Annotated in this window: 15 protein-coding genes and 1 pseudogene; 15 read left to right on the forward strand and 1 reads right to left on the reverse strand. The window is 63.5% G+C overall.

What is annotated here, in order from left to right; all coding sequences use genetic code 11:
* Positions 1 to 21: 21 nt before the first annotated feature.
* From XI02_RS07050 to XI02_RS07070, 5 genes and pseudogenes are all read left to right on the forward strand, one after another.
* Positions 22 to 1,329 (forward strand): four-carbon acid sugar kinase family protein, encoded by a 1,308-nt coding sequence (locus XI02_RS07050; RefSeq protein ID WP_194483380.1) that lies wholly within the window; start codon positions 22 to 24, stop codon positions 1,327 to 1,329.
* Positions 1,326 to 2,324: a 4-hydroxythreonine-4-phosphate dehydrogenase PdxA gene (gene pdxA, locus XI02_RS07055; protein WP_172648714.1), complete on the forward strand. Its 999-nt coding sequence runs from the start codon at positions 1,326 to 1,328 to the stop codon at positions 2,322 to 2,324. The genes XI02_RS07050 and pdxA overlap by 4 nt, the downstream gene beginning before the upstream one ends.
* Before the next feature lie 151 nt (positions 2,325 to 2,475).
* Entirely contained in the window at positions 2,476 to 3,243 is a 768-nt protein-coding gene (locus XI02_RS07060) for a DeoR/GlpR family DNA-binding transcription regulator (RefSeq protein WP_172648713.1), read from the forward strand.
* Between the two features lie 470 nt (positions 3,244 to 3,713).
* Positions 3,714 to 4,043 carry a C13 family peptidase gene (locus tag XI02_RS46250; RefSeq protein WP_371814153.1) on the forward strand — a complete coding sequence of 110 codons (330 nt, stop codon included), beginning with the start codon at positions 3,714 to 3,716 and terminating at the stop codon, positions 4,041 to 4,043.
* Positions 3,985 to 4,311 (forward strand): annotated as a pseudogene (locus XI02_RS07070) (transposase); the annotation flags it as partial. The gene XI02_RS46250 and the pseudogene XI02_RS07070, both read left to right, overlap by 59 nt.
* Positions 4,312 to 4,885: 574 nt before the next feature.
* On the opposite strand, the gene XI02_RS07075 reads toward XI02_RS07070, so the two are convergent.
* Positions 4,886 to 5,494, reverse strand: coding sequence for a MarR family winged helix-turn-helix transcriptional regulator (locus tag XI02_RS07075; protein WP_172648712.1), 609 nt, complete (start codon positions 5,492 to 5,494; stop codon positions 4,886 to 4,888).
* A gap of 154 nt (positions 5,495 to 5,648) precedes the next feature.
* Between XI02_RS07075 and XI02_RS07080 the strand changes: the two genes are divergently transcribed.
* From XI02_RS07080 to XI02_RS07125, 10 genes are read left to right on the forward strand one after another with little or no spacing between them, the layout of a single operon-like run.
* Positions 5,649 to 6,167 (forward strand): flavin reductase family protein, encoded by a 519-nt coding sequence (locus tag XI02_RS07080; protein WP_172648711.1) that lies wholly within the window; start codon positions 5,649 to 5,651, stop codon positions 6,165 to 6,167.
* A gap of 20 nt (positions 6,168 to 6,187) precedes the next feature.
* Positions 6,188 to 7,657, forward strand: coding sequence for a 4-hydroxyphenylacetate 3-hydroxylase family protein (locus XI02_RS07085; RefSeq protein ID WP_172648710.1), 1,470 nt, complete (start codon positions 6,188 to 6,190; stop codon positions 7,655 to 7,657).
* Between the two features lie 16 nt (positions 7,658 to 7,673).
* Complete coding sequence (locus XI02_RS07090; protein ID WP_172648709.1) at positions 7,674 to 8,054, forward strand: cupin; 381 nt, start codon at positions 7,674 to 7,676, stop codon at positions 8,052 to 8,054.
* Between the two features lie 5 nt (positions 8,055 to 8,059).
* Entirely contained in the window at positions 8,060 to 9,496 is a 1,437-nt protein-coding gene (locus tag XI02_RS07095; protein ID WP_244981163.1) for an ABC transporter substrate-binding protein, read from the forward strand.
* A 46-nt stretch (positions 9,497 to 9,542) separates the two neighbouring features.
* The gene (locus XI02_RS07100; RefSeq protein ID WP_172648708.1) at positions 9,543 to 10,442 is read left to right on the forward strand and encodes a branched-chain amino acid ABC transporter permease; all 900 of its coding nucleotides are present in this window, start codon (positions 9,543 to 9,545) and stop codon (positions 10,440 to 10,442) included.
* Positions 10,442 to 11,365 (forward strand): branched-chain amino acid ABC transporter permease, encoded by a 924-nt coding sequence (locus XI02_RS07105; RefSeq protein WP_172649261.1) that lies wholly within the window; start codon positions 10,442 to 10,444, stop codon positions 11,363 to 11,365. Before XI02_RS07100 ends, XI02_RS07105 begins: the two co-directional genes overlap by 1 nt.
* Complete coding sequence (locus tag XI02_RS07110) at positions 11,362 to 12,108, forward strand: ABC transporter ATP-binding protein (protein WP_172648707.1); 747 nt, start codon at positions 11,362 to 11,364, stop codon at positions 12,106 to 12,108. The genes XI02_RS07105 and XI02_RS07110 overlap by 4 nt, the downstream gene beginning before the upstream one ends.
* The gene (locus XI02_RS07115; protein ID WP_172648706.1) at positions 12,108 to 12,800 is read left to right on the forward strand and encodes an ABC transporter ATP-binding protein; all 693 of its coding nucleotides are present in this window, start codon (positions 12,108 to 12,110) and stop codon (positions 12,798 to 12,800) included. The genes XI02_RS07110 and XI02_RS07115 overlap by 1 nt, the downstream gene beginning before the upstream one ends.
* A complete protein-coding gene (locus tag XI02_RS07120; protein ID WP_172648705.1) occupies positions 12,784 to 13,467 on the forward strand; it encodes a DUF2848 domain-containing protein in 684 nt (227 codons plus the stop codon). The genes XI02_RS07115 and XI02_RS07120 overlap by 17 nt, the downstream gene beginning before the upstream one ends.
* 13 nt (positions 13,468 to 13,480) lie before the next feature.
* The gene (locus tag XI02_RS07125; RefSeq protein WP_172648704.1) at positions 13,481 to 14,809 is read left to right on the forward strand and encodes an amidase family protein; all 1,329 of its coding nucleotides are present in this window, start codon (positions 13,481 to 13,483) and stop codon (positions 14,807 to 14,809) included.
* Positions 14,810 to 14,923 lie beyond the last annotated feature (114 nt).

The raw sequence follows: 14,923 nt of genomic DNA on the forward strand, positions 1-14,923 counted from the left end.
AGTCACTGAAGGTCGCTGAAGATGGCCCCTAAAGCGCTTTCGAGCGAAGTGGATACCGGTTCGCGTCAAGAAAGCGCGTCAAGCCAAAGCTGGCTGATCGTCGCTGACGATCTCACCGGTGCCGCGGACTGTGCGATCGCCTTCGGCAGAATGGGGCGTGCGGCTGCGGTGACGTGGGGTGAGGTGACCGACGCGTCGGGTTACCAGCTGCCCGTCCTGGCCTACGATGCCGCGAGTCGCGGCCTTTCGGCCGGGGCTGCTGCAGCCCGCCATGCCGATGTGCTGGCGCGCCTGTGCGAAGGCGGACGTATTCTTTTCAAGAAGATTGACTCGACGCTGCGGGGGCAACCTGCAGCGGAGACTGCCGCCGCGCTTGCGCATCTCAAGTCACGGCCAGGTCCGGCCTTTGGCGTGTTCGCGCCGGCCTTTCCGGCCACCGGCCGCACCACCATCGACGGGCGTATCCTGGTCAGAGGCCGCCGCCTCGAGGAGGCCGAGGTCTGGCACCGCGACCACACCTACCCGAATGCCGATCTTGTCGACGTTCTCGCGACCGCGGGCGTTCGCGGAGAGAAGGTCAAGCTCGCTGCCGTGCGCGGTGGCGATCTCAAAGCCACGTTCGCGAGGCTCGCCTGGGAGGGCGACGTGGTCGCGGCCTGCGACGCCGAGACTGAACACGATCTGCGTTTGATCGCGGAGGCGAGCCTGCATGCATCGCCCGCAACCTTCTTCATCGGTAGCGCCGGCCTCGCGCACGCGCTGGCCGGCCTCGAAGTCAGCCATGCCGTCGAGCCGCTGCGCATCCCGACGAGCGCATCCGGCACCCTGATCGTGGTGGGCTCGCTCGCCGGCGCATCTCGCGTCGCCGCGCGCGCGCTGGAGGCGACCGGCACCGTGGCGCATTTCCCGGTCGCGCCGGAGACGCTGCTCAACGATGGTGCCGGCCGGGCGGCGCTCGCCGCGGACGTGATGAAACGACTTGCCGGCGGCGGCGATACACTGGTTGAGATCATGATGGATGATCACCCCGACATGTCGCTCGGCCCGCGGCTCGCCAAGGGGCTCGCCGACGCTCTTGAGGCCGTCGCACCCGCGATCGGCGCCTTCGCTGCGACCGGCGGCGAAACCGCCGCGGCGATGCTGTCGCGCTTCGGCGTCAACGGCATCCGTCTTGCCGACGAAATCGAGCCGGGCGTGTCGCTCGGCCTTACTCTTGGCCGATTGTCTGTTCCGATCGCCACCAAAGCGGGCGCGTTCGGTGACGAGAACAGCCTCATCCGCATCAGCGAGCGGCTTCGCGCCGTCCGAACCAGAGGAAGTTTCATATGACTCGTCCGACCATTGCGATCACCATGGGAGATCCGGCCGGTATCGGGCCCGAGGTGATCATGAAGGCGCTGGCGCAGCCGCAGGTGCAGGCGATCTGCAATGCGCTGGTGATCGGCGACTCCAACCGTCTGCGCAAGGCCGGTCAGATCGTCGGCGTGCCGCTTGAGGTCGATGCGTTGAGCGACGCGAAGCAGGCAAATTTTGCGTCGAAGGCCGTGCAGTGCATTGACCTGAAGCTGGTGCCGGACGATCTGCCGTTCGGCAGGGTGTCGGCGACGGCAGGTGAGGCGGCATATCGCTACATCGAGAAAGCCGTGCAGGTGGTGCAGGCAGGGCTCGCGCAAGGCATCTGCACCGCGCCGCTTTCCAAGGAAGCGCTGCATGCGGCCGGCCACAAATATCCCGGCCATACCGAGCTCCTGGCGCATCTGACCGGCACGCCGGAAGTATCGATGATGCTGGTGTCGCCGAAACTCCGCGTCATTCACGTGACCACGCATATCGGCCTGCTCGATGCGATCGAGAAGATCGAGCCCGGCCTCGTCGAGCGTGTCATCGCACGCGGACATGACGTGCTGGTGCGCGCCGGCGTCGCCAATCCGAAGATCGGCGTCTGTGCCATCAATCCGCATGCCGGCGAGAACGGGTTGTTCGGTCGCGGCGAGGAAGCCGCGAAGATCGCGCCGGCCGTGGAAGCCTGTCAGCGCAAGGGCTGGGACGTGCACGGCCCCCTGCCTGCCGACACGCTGTTCTTCCTGGCCGGCCGCGGCGACTACGACATGGTGGTCGCGATGTATCACGATCAGGGCCATGGACCCATCAAGGTGCTGGGGCTGGAAGCCGGTGTGAACATCACTGTTGGTCTGCCGGTGATCCGCACCTCGGTCGATCACGGGACCGCCTTCGACATCGCGGGCAAGGGCATCGCCGACGAGCGCAGCCTGATCGAAGCGCTGCGGCAGGCGGTCGATCTCGCGCCGAAGAGGACGGCTTGAGGGGGCTGCGCGGGCTCCTCAGGATAAGGAGCGAGATGCGCGTTAAGCGCTGACATTGCGCGGCCGATGCATCGTGGTATCCATCGGCCGTGCCGCGAAGCCGATACGGTCGAGCTCGGCTGACGGCAATGAATCCGGGGGCTGAGGTTCGATGTCGATGCGCAGCAAGGAGCGTCACGCTCGTCTGTTGGAAGCACTGAACGCGGGAGAGATCGATGTCGACGATCTCGCGCGGCGCTTCGACGTCTCCGCTTCCACCGTGCGGCGCGACCTGCAGCATCTTTCCAAGAACAATGCCGTGCGCCGCACCTATGGCGGCGCCATTCTCACCGCCCACGTGAACGAGACGACGCTCGAGCAGCGCCTCGCGGTTCAGGGCAAACAGAAGCAGGCGATCGCGCGCGCGGCGATCGATCTGATCGAGGATGGCGACACGCTGATTCTCGATGCCGGCTCGACGGTCGCAGCCTTCGGCCGACTGCTGCAGCAGCGGCGGCTGCGCATCATCACCAACAATCTTGCGCTGCTGCCCTTCCTCGCCAAGGCTCCGACCCTAGAGCTTGTGGTGCTGGGCGGCGCGCTGCGCACCACCAGCATGAGCACCATGGGGCCGCTCGCCAATGAGGCGCTGCGGCGCATGACCGCGGACCGCGCCGTCATGAGCGCCGACGGCGTGGTGAATGGCCGTGGCCTGTGCGAAGCGGATCTCGAACAGGTCGCACTGAAGTCGCTGATGATGCAGCAGTCGAAGGAAGTTATCGTTCTCGCCGACGCCAGCAAGCTCGGCCGCGCCGAACAGATGGCCTGGGCGCCGCTGCCGCAGCGCTGGACTCTGGTGACTGATGTCGGCGCACCTGAGGAGCAGTGCAAGCTTCTCGCCGACGCGGGAGCGCGCGTGATCGTTGCCGGCGTTCGCTGAGCCGGCATCGCAATTTTTCGCGTGATCGGAGAAAAATATCGACCGAGGCGGGGTTGCGGTAAGGAATCGCTGAACTGGGGCGCAATGCCGTCAACTTGAATCGCCATATGCTAGGTGGCGATCACCAAACGAGGTTCGCCATGGCGTGCAAGCCTTGGACTGGTTCTTGGAACGGCACTTGGATCGGCTCTCGGATCAGCCGACTTGGCGCGCCGCTCGTCGCTTTTGTTTTGACCGTCGCGCCGTTGGCTTCGCCGGTGCACGCCGTTGAGGACGCTCGCAAGGTGAGCGTGGTGTCGTTCGGCCTTTTCGGCGATCAGGGCGTGTTTAGAAGCGAGGCGACCGGCGCAGCACAGGTCGTAGCGGGTCGTTTCGGGAGCGGCCCAGTCAACGCGCAACTCAATTCGAAGAAAGGCGGAGGTGCAAAGATTGAAGGCCTGGCTAAGTCCTTGCAGGCGGTGGCCAATGGGATGGACGCCGAGAATGATGTTCTGTTCTTGATTCTCACCTCGCACGGCTCCCCCGACGGGCTTGCAATCAAAGCCGGGCGGCTTACGCAAACGCTCACGCCGTCCCATCTCGCCGCCATGCTGGCGCGGACTGGCATGCGATACAAGGTGGTGGTCATCTCTGCCTGTTATTCCGGGGTCTTTATCCCTCGTCTCGCGAACCCCGATACGTTGGTCATCACCGCGGCCGATGCCGACCATTCATCGTTCGCCGGCGCCTGTGGGTGCCGTCTACTGGACCACCGCCTGTCAAAATTGTTCGCTCAAATCGCAATGCACGACCGGGCCTGAGCGGCGGATTACACGGTGGGAGCATGAGCATCTAGTTGAGGCTGTGCAGCAGCGGCTTGACGCAAACCCACAAGCCATGCGCCAGCGCCGGGAGACGGTCGAACACCCCTTCGGCACGATGAAGGCCCGTATGGGGGCGACGCACTTCCTGACCGAAACGCTTCCGAAAGTAGCCGCCGAGATGGCGCTCTCGGTTCTGGCCTACAACCTGACGCGGGTCATGAACATTGTCGGCATCAAGCCGTCGATCGCTGCGATCGCGGCCTGAGACAAACCCGGCTCCTGGTAGTCAGGACCGACATCCCTTAGGCCATTTTTGCACGACCGAGACGCTTAGCGGACTTGATTGGCGTTATGGCTGCTTCCGCTTTGCCGGAGATGGCCGACTTCACCGCCAAAGGGAGAGACTGCTTCTGTCGGTGCCTCTCCGTCGGCCGAAGGCGAGGATCGTGGGATGGCACTGTCGCGTCCACTCATCAGCAGGTGAGCTTGCCTGACGCCGTCGCGAATTTTCGTGTGAACGAAAACAGCACGTATCTGGTGCGGTTTCTGGTGCGGTCGTCGCGCCGCGGGCAACGAGAACGAAGTAAGGTATTGATCTCATTGGTGGGCCCGGCAGGACTCGAACCTGCAACCAGACCGTTATGAGCGGGAGAATAGCGGACGGATTGGTTGATTTTACTGCGTTTTCGTTTGAGTTCGATCGCGTCCGTTGGGCTTCGATCAGTTTGTTTCCGGTGCGAAACTGGTGCGGCTAGTTTGAGCTTTCAGCCTCTGTTTCCGTATCTTCCGCCTTCGAACTGAGCCGTGGGATGAGGCAAGGCGGCACCCTCCGGTTGGCGTTATCGACTGTTGCGCCGCGTTACGCGCCGCTTCTTGCGGGAATCCGGCGGACTCGCTGCGGAGGCCCGCCGATCCTCCTCCTGAAACTTGAGCGTAGCCTGCACATGTACGGCCAACTTCAACGCGCTATCAGCGTTTGACGCGAGCCTGGACAGCAGCTGGGCCAGCATTTTGAACTCCTCACGCGTCAGCATTCCAAACAACGCGTCGTTGACCGGTCGCTGCAAGGCGGCAAGGCGGATCAACAGGCTCATTCCGCGCTGGGTGAGAGCAAGTTGCACCCGACGTCCGTCCTCGGGATGGGGCGTCTTTTCGAGCAAGCCGTCGGACACCAGTTTGTTGATCTCGTTGGTGACGAAGGCGCCGCTCAGATACAGCCGTTCGGCGACCTGATTCACGCCCATCGGTTCTTCTGCCGTCGAATTCTTGATCGCGATCAGGATCAGATACTGGGTCGGCGACAGGTCGACGAAGCCTGCGAATATTTCCCGGCATGCTTCCAGGCTGCGTCCGAACGCGAAATAGTCGTAGAGCACGCCGCGAAGCGTGCGGTCTCCTTCCTTGTCGAGCAGCTCGGGTTTCGACGCCGTCAAAAGCGCATCGGTCACGCGGTCAATCTCCTCACCAAATCATGGCATTGCGGCTTGCCTAAGAAGCACGCATGCGTGCGCCCAGCAAGTGGGCTTGACATTCATACATAGCTTTGTCAGAAAGCTACTCGAGAATTATAAATCAGATGCCAGGCAACGAGGCGGGTGTTCCATGGAGGACCGTGCATTCAGGCGTGCCCTTGGCGAATTCGCCACCGGCGTTGCGGTGGTGACCGCGCGCGGCAAGGGGGAAGAGCTCATCGGCATGACCATGAGCTCGTTCAACTCCGTCTCGCTCGATCCGCCGCTCGTTCTCTTCAGTGTCGACCGCAAGGCCCGCAGCCTGTCCGCGATGCTCGAAGCCCAGGGATTTGCCGTGAACATCCTGGCGCGCGACCAGGAGAACATCTCCAACCAGTTCGCGCGCGCTCTCTCCAACAAATGGGACCAGGTGAGGACGTCGCTCGGCCATGCCGAGGCGCCGCTGATCTCGGGCGCGATGGCTCATTTCGAATGCGTGCCCTACGCGGTCTACGAGGGCGGCGACCACGTCATCTTCGTAGTCCGTGTCATCAGGCACGCGAGCCGCGCCGAGGGTGCCGCTCCCCTGATCTTCTTCCGCGGTCGATACCGCGATCTCGTCGATGAAACCCAGCGCGAGCCGACTTGGCCGCTTCCCATTCACTACTAGCTCTAAACCGGAGACCTGCGATGCGTAGCGCAAAGGAATATCTGTCGGGCCTCAAGGACGGCCGGACCATCTACATCAACGGCGCCTCGGTCGGCGATGTCACGTCGCACCATGCCTTCCGCAATCTCGCCAGCTCCATGGCCAGCTTGCTCGACTTCGCGAACGCGCCGGAGAATGCGGAGCTGATGACGTTCGATACAGGCGCGAGCCGCGCCAACCGCATCTGGCAGCTTCCGACCTCCTATGCCGAGCTTGTGACGCGGCGCAAGGCGCTCGAGGCGTGGGCCTCGCTGCATGCCGGTTTCATGGGGCGCGCGCCGGACCACGTGGCATCCTGCATTTCCGGGCTCTACATGGGGCTCGACGTCTTCAAGGCGTATGATCCGGCCCGCGCCGGCGCGCTCGAGAGCTACTACCGCTACGCCCGCGACAAGGACCTCTATCTCACCTACGTCATCATCAATCCGCAGGCCGATCGTTCGAAGGGCGCAGCCGAACAGGCCGATCCATTCCTCACGGCTGGAGTCGTCGACCGCGACGCCGAAGGGATCACGATCCGTGGCGCCAAGATGCTCGCCACCGGCGGCGTGGTGGCCGACGAGGTCTTCGTCACCACCATCCAGCCGATGCGTCCGGGCGAAGAGCGTTACGCGATGTCCTTCGCGATCCCGATGAACACGAAGGGCCTGAAGATGCTGTCGCGCAAATCCTATGAGGATGCTGCCGGCGCGGTATTCGACAATCCCTTGTCGAGCCGCTTCGACGAGAACGACTCGGTCCTCTATTTCGACGACGTGAAGGTGCCGTGGGACCGCGTCTTCATCGAAGGCAACGTCGAGATGTGCCAGAAGCAGTTCCACGCCACGCCTTGCCACGTCTATCAGAACTACCAGGCGATGGTGCGCTTGAGCGTGAAGCTCAAATTCCTGACCGGCCTTGCGCATCGCACCGCCGACATGAACGGCGTCACGCAGTTTCCGCAGGTGCGCGAAATGCTCGGCCAGCTCGCGGCCGAGACCGGCATGGTCGATGCGCTGGTGGCGGCAATGGAGGCCAAGGGCGCGCAGGTCGGTCCCTATTTCATCCCGGATCGGCACACGCTCTACTCCGCGCAGGTGCTGACCCAGCAGCTTTACGCACACATCATCAACACGCTTCGGGAGCTCGCGGGTGGCGGCATGATCATGCTGCCTTCGTCGGTTGCGGACTTCGACAACCCCGAGATCACGGCCCTCATCGGCAGGACCCAGCAGTCGCCGAGGGCCAACTCGCATGACCGCGTAAAATTCTACAAGCTCGCCTGGGACGCCGTCGGCTCCGAGTTCGGCTCGCGCCACCAGCAATACGAGATGTTCTACGCCGGCGCGACCTTCGTCACCAAGGGGCACTCCTATCGCACATACGACTGGGCGGGCGCCGACCGGCTCGTTCAAACCATGCTCGATTCCTACGACCTCAACGGCGTTTCGACCGCCAGCAAAGCCGCATGATTCAGGGAGACAATTCATGTCTGTCAACAAGAAGCACGACGAATTCCATACGCTCGATATGGCCACTGGCTGGGAAGTGCCGGCGGGTTATCCGGCCGGCATCCAGCAGAAGATCATCGCGGGTGGACTGGACGAGGAGAACCGGCGCGGGACGCGGACGCGACTGCTCCGCTTCGCGCCCGGCGTCTACACGACGGCACCGTTCTCCCACGAATATTGGGAAGAGGTCTATCTGGTCTCGGGCGATCTGATCGTCGGCAATGATGCGAACGGCGAGGGCGGCAAGAGCTTCCCGCCGAACACATACGCCTGCCGGCCGCCGCATGCGCCGCATGGTCCGTTCAAGTCCGTGAACGGCTGCCTGCTTCTGGAGATGCACTATTTCGATCCGGTGTGATCCGGATGGCTGCCGCACAACATCATTCGACCAGCCCAGGGGGAAGAGACATTATGGGGTCCAGAGGTATTTCCATTGTAGTTGCGCGTTGCCTGTCGTCAGTTGAATGGCTCTTCAGGCTGGACTGCGGCGTGCCGCAGGGCAAAGCTCGATGGATGGTGGATGGACTTGCCGGCGCGCTCGCGCTCGGTGTGGTAGCCGCGACGCCGGCCGCTGCGCAGGAGAAGCCAGCCGCGTTGGGGCTGGGCATCTTCACGTTCACATCCGGTCCTGCCGCAGCCTACGGCATGCCGGGCAAGAACGCAGCTGACCTCATGATCGACGAGATCAATGCAAAGGGCGGCATCGGAGGCGTGCCGCTCAGCGCGACCTATGTCGACGAGGCGCAGGGCGCACAAGGCGTGATCGCGGAATACCGCCGGCTCACCGGGGACGCAAAGAACCAGGTCATGGTCGCCGCCTTGTCGAGCGCCAATTGTCTGGCGCTGGCGCCGCTCGCGGAGCAGCTTGAGGTTCCGACCGTGGGCTGGAACTGCGATACCCATCAGCTGCTGATCGACGGCAAGAGCAAATATGTGTTCCGGCCCAACGGAAACACCGTACCCGAATTCGTCGCTTACGCGATCTACCTGCTGGACCGCAAACCCGATGTGAAGACGGTAGCGATCATCAACCCGGACTATGCGTTTGGTCATGACGCGGCGAAGATCTTCATCGCGGCGCTGAAAGCCCTGAAGCCTGATGTCGAGATCGTCGCTGAGCTCTATCCGAAGCTCGGCTCACCAAATTACCAGACCGAGATTTCTCGCCTCGCTACCGCCCGCCCGGACGTCGTCTTCTCAAATCTGTGGGGGGCCGATCTCGAGAACTTCGTTCGCCAGGCTGCGCCGCGTGGAATCTTCACGAGCAGCCAGGTGATCCTCGCGCTGGGCGAGACAGTGCTGCAGCGCGTGCCTTTGCCCGACGGAGTGATCGTCGGAGTTCTCGGCGATGGCTGGTGGATGTCACCGGACGCCAAGGCCAAGCCGGAGACCGTGAAGTTTGCTGAGGCCTATAAGGCGCGCTTCGGCGAGTATCCGGCGTTCCCGTCGATCAAGATGGCCAACGCGCTCATCTATGTGAAAGCCGCCTACGACGCCGCGATGCAGAAGAACGGCAGCAAATGGCCGACTCGTGCCGAGCTCGCCGACGCCATGAAGGGCAGCAAGGTCGAGACTCTGACCGGCACCGCGCAGACGCGGGCCGACAATGACGGCCTAGTCGACCAGATCGTCGGTGTGACCGTAAGGATGTCGGCGCAGCAGTTTCCCGTCATTGGCGACATGGTCCGCTACAAGGGCGAGAGCCTGATGCCGCAGGCCGGTCAAGATCCGCTCGCGTGGATTGCGACGCTGAAGCCCGAGTTCGCCAAAGACCTGCCGAAGCCTGGAAGCTACAAATAGGCCGGGATGAGGTTCACCTGATTTCAATGACGGAAGGCATAGGCCGATGTTGAATGCAGTCATCCCCTTGCTGCTGGACAGTCTGGCGAGCGCCGCCTTGATCTTCTTCGCGGCGGTCGGCCTGACGCTCGTCTTCAGCGTGCTGCGAGTCCTCAATGTTGCCCATGGCAGTCTCTATTCGATCGGCGGCTATGTCGCGGCCTCGATCTGCCTGTTCATCGCCAGCCGGCAGCTCAACCCGTATTGGTCGTTCCCGGCGCTCCTGTTCAGTGCCGTGTGCGTCGCGGCGATATTCGGTCCGTTGATCGAACGAGGCCTCGTCCGCTGGACCTATGGCAAGTCGGAGGCCGTGCAGATCCTGATCACGTTCGGGCTGTTCCTCATCTTGGAAGATCTCCAGCGCGTGATCTTTGGCGTGCAGTCTTTCTACGAAGACGCGCCGATGCGATTGCTCGGGACCACCTCTATCGGTGGCGTTGTCTATCTCAACTACCAGATCCTCCTGATCGGGATGGCGTTCCTCGTCGTCATCGGCCTGCGGCTTCTGATCAACCACACCCGGCTTGGACGCCTGATCACGGCCGTGGTTACTGATCGCGAGATGGCGCAGGCGATTGGCATCGACACCAACCGTATCTTCATTCTGGCGTTCTCACTCGGCGTGTTCCTGGCAGCATTGGGCGGCGCGCTGGCGACGCCGACGTCAGGCATCGCCCCGGGGCTCGGAGCGGATACGATGGTGCTTGCCTTTGCCGTGGCTGCGATCGGAGGTCTTGGGCAAATCGAGGGGGCGGCCTTGGCCTCGCTGATCGTCGGCCTGGCGCGCGTGCTCGCGATATATCTGGCGCCGTCGCTGGATGCCGTCGCACCCTATGCGGCGATGCTTGTCGTTCTTCTGATCCGTCCCTACGGGCTGTTCGGGTCGGTGGCGGCGCGGAGGATATGATGCGAACGATCACTGCCGCCGCGGCTGTCCTCGTCCTCGCGCTGTTGCCCGTGGCCGCGCCCTGGCTTCAGTTCGTCCTGACTCTAGCGATCGCCAAGGGGTTTGCGGCCCTCGGCGTCGCCGTGCTGCTCCGCGCCGGGCTGATCTCGATCGGCCATGCGATGTTCTTTGCCGCGAGCGCCTATGCGGTTGCGTTCCTGGCGCGCGCCGGCGTCAACGATCTTGGGCTGCTGCTGATTCTGTCGGTGCTGGGCGGTGCGCTCGTGGGCGCCATCGCCGGATCGTTTCTCGTCCGCTATCGCGCGATCTTCTTCGCGATGTTGAATCTTGCGGTCTCCATGGTGTTTTATGCGCTGTGCGCAAAACTGTACGGCGTCACCGGCGGGACCGACGGCATGCCTGTGCCGGTCCCGGCTGTATTTGGCGTCGTGCTCGGCGAACCGGCCTTCAAGAGCGTGCTGTTCTATTTCAGCCTCGGGCTGATGGTGCTCGTTGGCCTTGCCGTGGAGCGCTACCTGAACAGCCCGCTAGGTCATGCGCTCTCGGCGGTCCATACCAACGAGATCAGGCTCGAATATCTGGGCATTCCGGTCTGGGCGGTTCTGCTGATCGCCTATGTCGTCTCGGCGGCGCTCGCCGGTCTTGGCGGCGCCATAGCCGGCCTTGCGATCGGTCGCGTGGTCCCGGATTTCGCGTTCTGGACCGCATCGGGTCATCTCGTGCTGATCGCCGTGCTCGGCGGCATTGGTGGCGTTCCGGGCGCGTTCATCGGGGCCTTGTTCCTGGAGTTGCTGCACAGTGCAGCAGTGACCGTGACTGATACCTGGAACTTAATCGTCGGCGTGACGCTGATCATCGTGATCATGTTCATGCCGCAAGGGGTCTACGGACTGTTCGCGCGCAAGGAGGCGGCGAGCCTATGACGCGTCCCATCCTGGAGGCCAAGGGCCTTCGCGTCTCATTCAACGGGGTCAAGGCCGCCGACGACGTCAGCATCGCGATTGAGGACGGCGAGTTCCTCGCGATTATCGGTCCGAACGGATCTGGCAAGACGACGCTGCTGAATATCTGCACGGGCTATATCCGACCGAAATCCGGCAGCGTTCTGCTCGACGGCCACGACATCACCCATCTGTCGCCGCGTGCCATCGCACGCCGGGGCGTTGCCCGCGCATTCCAGATTCCGCAGCTCTTCTCCGCACAGCGCGTCATCGAGAACATGATGTTGGCGCTCGCGGCAACTGATGGTCTCTGGAGCGCGGTTCAGCCGCTCGAAACAGCGAGGCGGCGAGACGAGGCGAGAGCCTTGCTCGACCTGGTCGGGCTTGCAGGCGACGCCAACCGGACCAGCAGCACGCTTCCTGAGGGGCATCGCAAGCTGCTGGACATTGCGGTTGCGTTGGCGCTGAAGCCGCGGCTGCTGCTGCTGGATGAGCCGACCAGTGGCGTGAGCGCCCTCGAACGCTTCCCGCTTATGGAGGCGCTCATGGGCGCGCTGCGTCAGCGCCGCATCACGGCGCTGTTTGTGGAGCACGACATGGACGTGGTCGCGCGCTACGCGAGCCGCGTCCTGGTCTGGAACGCCGGCAACATCATGGCTGAGGGACGGCCCGACGAGGTGTTCAGTAACGCGCAAGTGCGCCAACGCGTCGTAGGGGTGGCCTGATGCTGAGGCTCGACAAGGTCAGCGTCTCGATCGAGAGCGTCCGCGTGCTGCGCGCGGTCAGTTGCGAGATCATCGCGCGCAAGACGACGGTGTTGATCGGCCGCAACGGCGCCGGCAAGACCACGACGCTGCGCGCGATCATGGGTCTCATCGCGCTCGACGAGGGCTCCGTCCGCCTGGATGCCGATGATCTCGGCAGCAGGCCTGCCCACACCCGCGCCCGCGCCGGGATCGGCTATGCGCCGGAGGACCGGCGCCTCATTCCGGAGCTGAGCGTGGAGGAGAATATCCGTCTCCCGGCGTTGGCGCTGAAGCTCGACCGTGCCGAGATCGCGCGCAGGCTCGACGAGATTTACCAGTTACTGCCCGAATTGCACGTGATGCGCTCCAGGCCCGCCGGCGGCGTTTCCGGAGGGCAGGGGAAGATGGTCGCGCTGGGGCGCGCGCTGACGGTGGCACGTAAGGTCCTACTGCTCGACGAGCCCTTCCAGGGGCTGGCGCCGGCCCTCGCGCTCGACTATGCGAGGACGCTCGGCGAATTGCGCAAGCATCGGCCCGAGCTTGCCATGCTGATCACCGAATCGTCGCCCGCGCTGCTCGACCGGATCGCGGACAGGACGCTGCAGATCGAGCGCGGCGAAATCCTGACCACATCGAGCAAGGATAGGGAATTCCATGTTGCTGCAATTTGAACGCCTCGCCAATGACCGGACCGACCGTATTGCTGTCGAGATCGGGTCCCTTGTCATCGCCGGCTGGGCGGGCAGGGACGCGGCGGCGATCGAGCACCATATCGAGGAGCTCGCTGCGCTCGGCATTCCGCGCCCCTCGACGACACCGCTCTACTACCGCGTCGCAGCCCAAACCTTGACCCAGGACAGCCGCCTCGTCGTGCTCGGGCCGGACAGTTCCGGAGAAGTTGAGCCCGTCATTGTCGCCATGGCTGACGGGCTCTGGGTTGGGATCGGATCCGATCATACCGACCGCAATGCGGAGGCTTCAGGCATCGCACTTTCGAAGCAGCTGTGCGGCAAGCCGGTCGGCTCCCAGCTCTGGTCTTATGCCGATATCGAGGGGCATTGGGATGAATTAGTCCTTCGCTCGTGGGCGACGATCGACGGCAAACGGGCTCTCTACCAGGATAGCCCGGTCTCCTCGCTCAGGACGCCGCGCGATCTCATTCGTCGCTACACTGGGACAGACATGTTGTCGGCCGGTACGCTGATGTTTTGCGGCACGCCCGGCGCGATCGGCGGCATTCGGCCCGGGACACGCTTCGAAATGGAGCTGACGGATCCGGTCCTTAACCGGTCCTTGACCCATAGTTACGACGTCAGAGTCCTGCCTGTCGTGTCCTGATCCGGGTGTTGTCATGATAGCAACACCGGATCGTTCGCATCCTTCCGCCGTTACTCGGCTCGAAGCGGCACTTGCGCGGATCCATTCACCGGAAGCAAAGAACGTCTTCACGGCTGTGTTCGAGGAGAGCGCCCGCTGGGAGGCTGAGGCTGCCGACCGGCGCGCAGCTACGGGTCGCTCTCGCGGGCCGCTCGATGGCCGAATCGTTTCGGTGAAGGCGTTGTTCGACGTTGCCGGCACGGTCACGAGCTCTGGGTCGGCCGTGTTGCGCCGTCTGCGGCCGGCCGTTGAGGATGCTGAAGTCGTGAAACGGCTGCGGGCTGCGGGTGCCATCGTCATCGGCAAGACACAGATGACGGAGTTTGCCTTCTCCGCGCTCGGCACGAACCCACATGATGGAACGCCAGGCAATCCGCGAGACCGCGAGCGCGTGCCGGGAGGCTCGTCATCAGGCGCGGTGGTCTCGGTAATCGATGACATGGCCGACATCGCCATTGGCAGCGATACCGGCGGTTCGCTCCGAATCCCGGCGGCGTTGTCGGGCGCGGTCGGCTTCAAGCCGACCAGCGGTTTCGTGCCGACCGCCGGCGCATTCTCGCTATCCTCGAGCCTCGATACGATCGGCCCGATCGCCGCGAATGTTGCAGATTGCTTTGGGGCTGATCAGGTGCTTTCAGGTGAAGGCGCGCCATCGCGGCTGCGCCCGGCCCCTCCCGGCGCGTTCCGCCTTATCGTTGCCCGCGGGCGGCTGTTTCATGGTTGCGAGCCAGATGTGCTCGGCGCGTTCGAGGATGCCATGGAGCAGCTCCGAAAGGGTGGATTGCAGATCGAGGACGGATCGATCGAGAGTGCACTCGATGATGTCGCAGAAATAGACACGATGGGCACGTTCCCGTCCATCGAGGTCGGTGCGACGCTGCGCAGTCTAGGGCTCCGGGCGCTCGACGGGGTTGATTCCCGAACACGCGTCCGCATCGAAGCCGGGGCCGGCATCCTCGCCACGGACTATGTCCGCATGGTGCGGACCCGGCAGGCTGCAATCCGTTCCTTTGAGCAATGCTTCGGCAACAATGAGGCTTTCGTCCTGCCGACCACGCCAATCCGTGCGCCGTTGATCTCTTCCGTTGAGGAGGATGCGGCGTTCCATGAGTGCAATGGCCTCGTGCTGCGCAATCCGCGCGTCGCCAACATGCTCGACTGCCCGTCGATTTCGCTGCCATTGCCGCTCGATGGTCTTCCCGCGGGTCTGATGCTGATTGGCCGCAGGAACGCCGACCGGCACTTGCTTGAGATCGCGTCCAGTGTCGAATCGCTGCTGCGGGCACGTTTGCATGCTGCCTAGCCTTTTCGCGCGAAAGGGCCGCCAAATCTACGATTGCCTGGAGAGGCTGTTGGTGAGGCCGCCTGTGAAACTGTAGATGGGGATGACGGCGAGACGTTTCCGGTGCGGCAGTCT

This window comes from Bradyrhizobium sp. CCBAU 21365, assembly GCF_015291305.1.
Taxonomy (GTDB): Bacteria; Pseudomonadota; Alphaproteobacteria; order Rhizobiales; family Xanthobacteraceae; genus Bradyrhizobium; species Bradyrhizobium elkanii.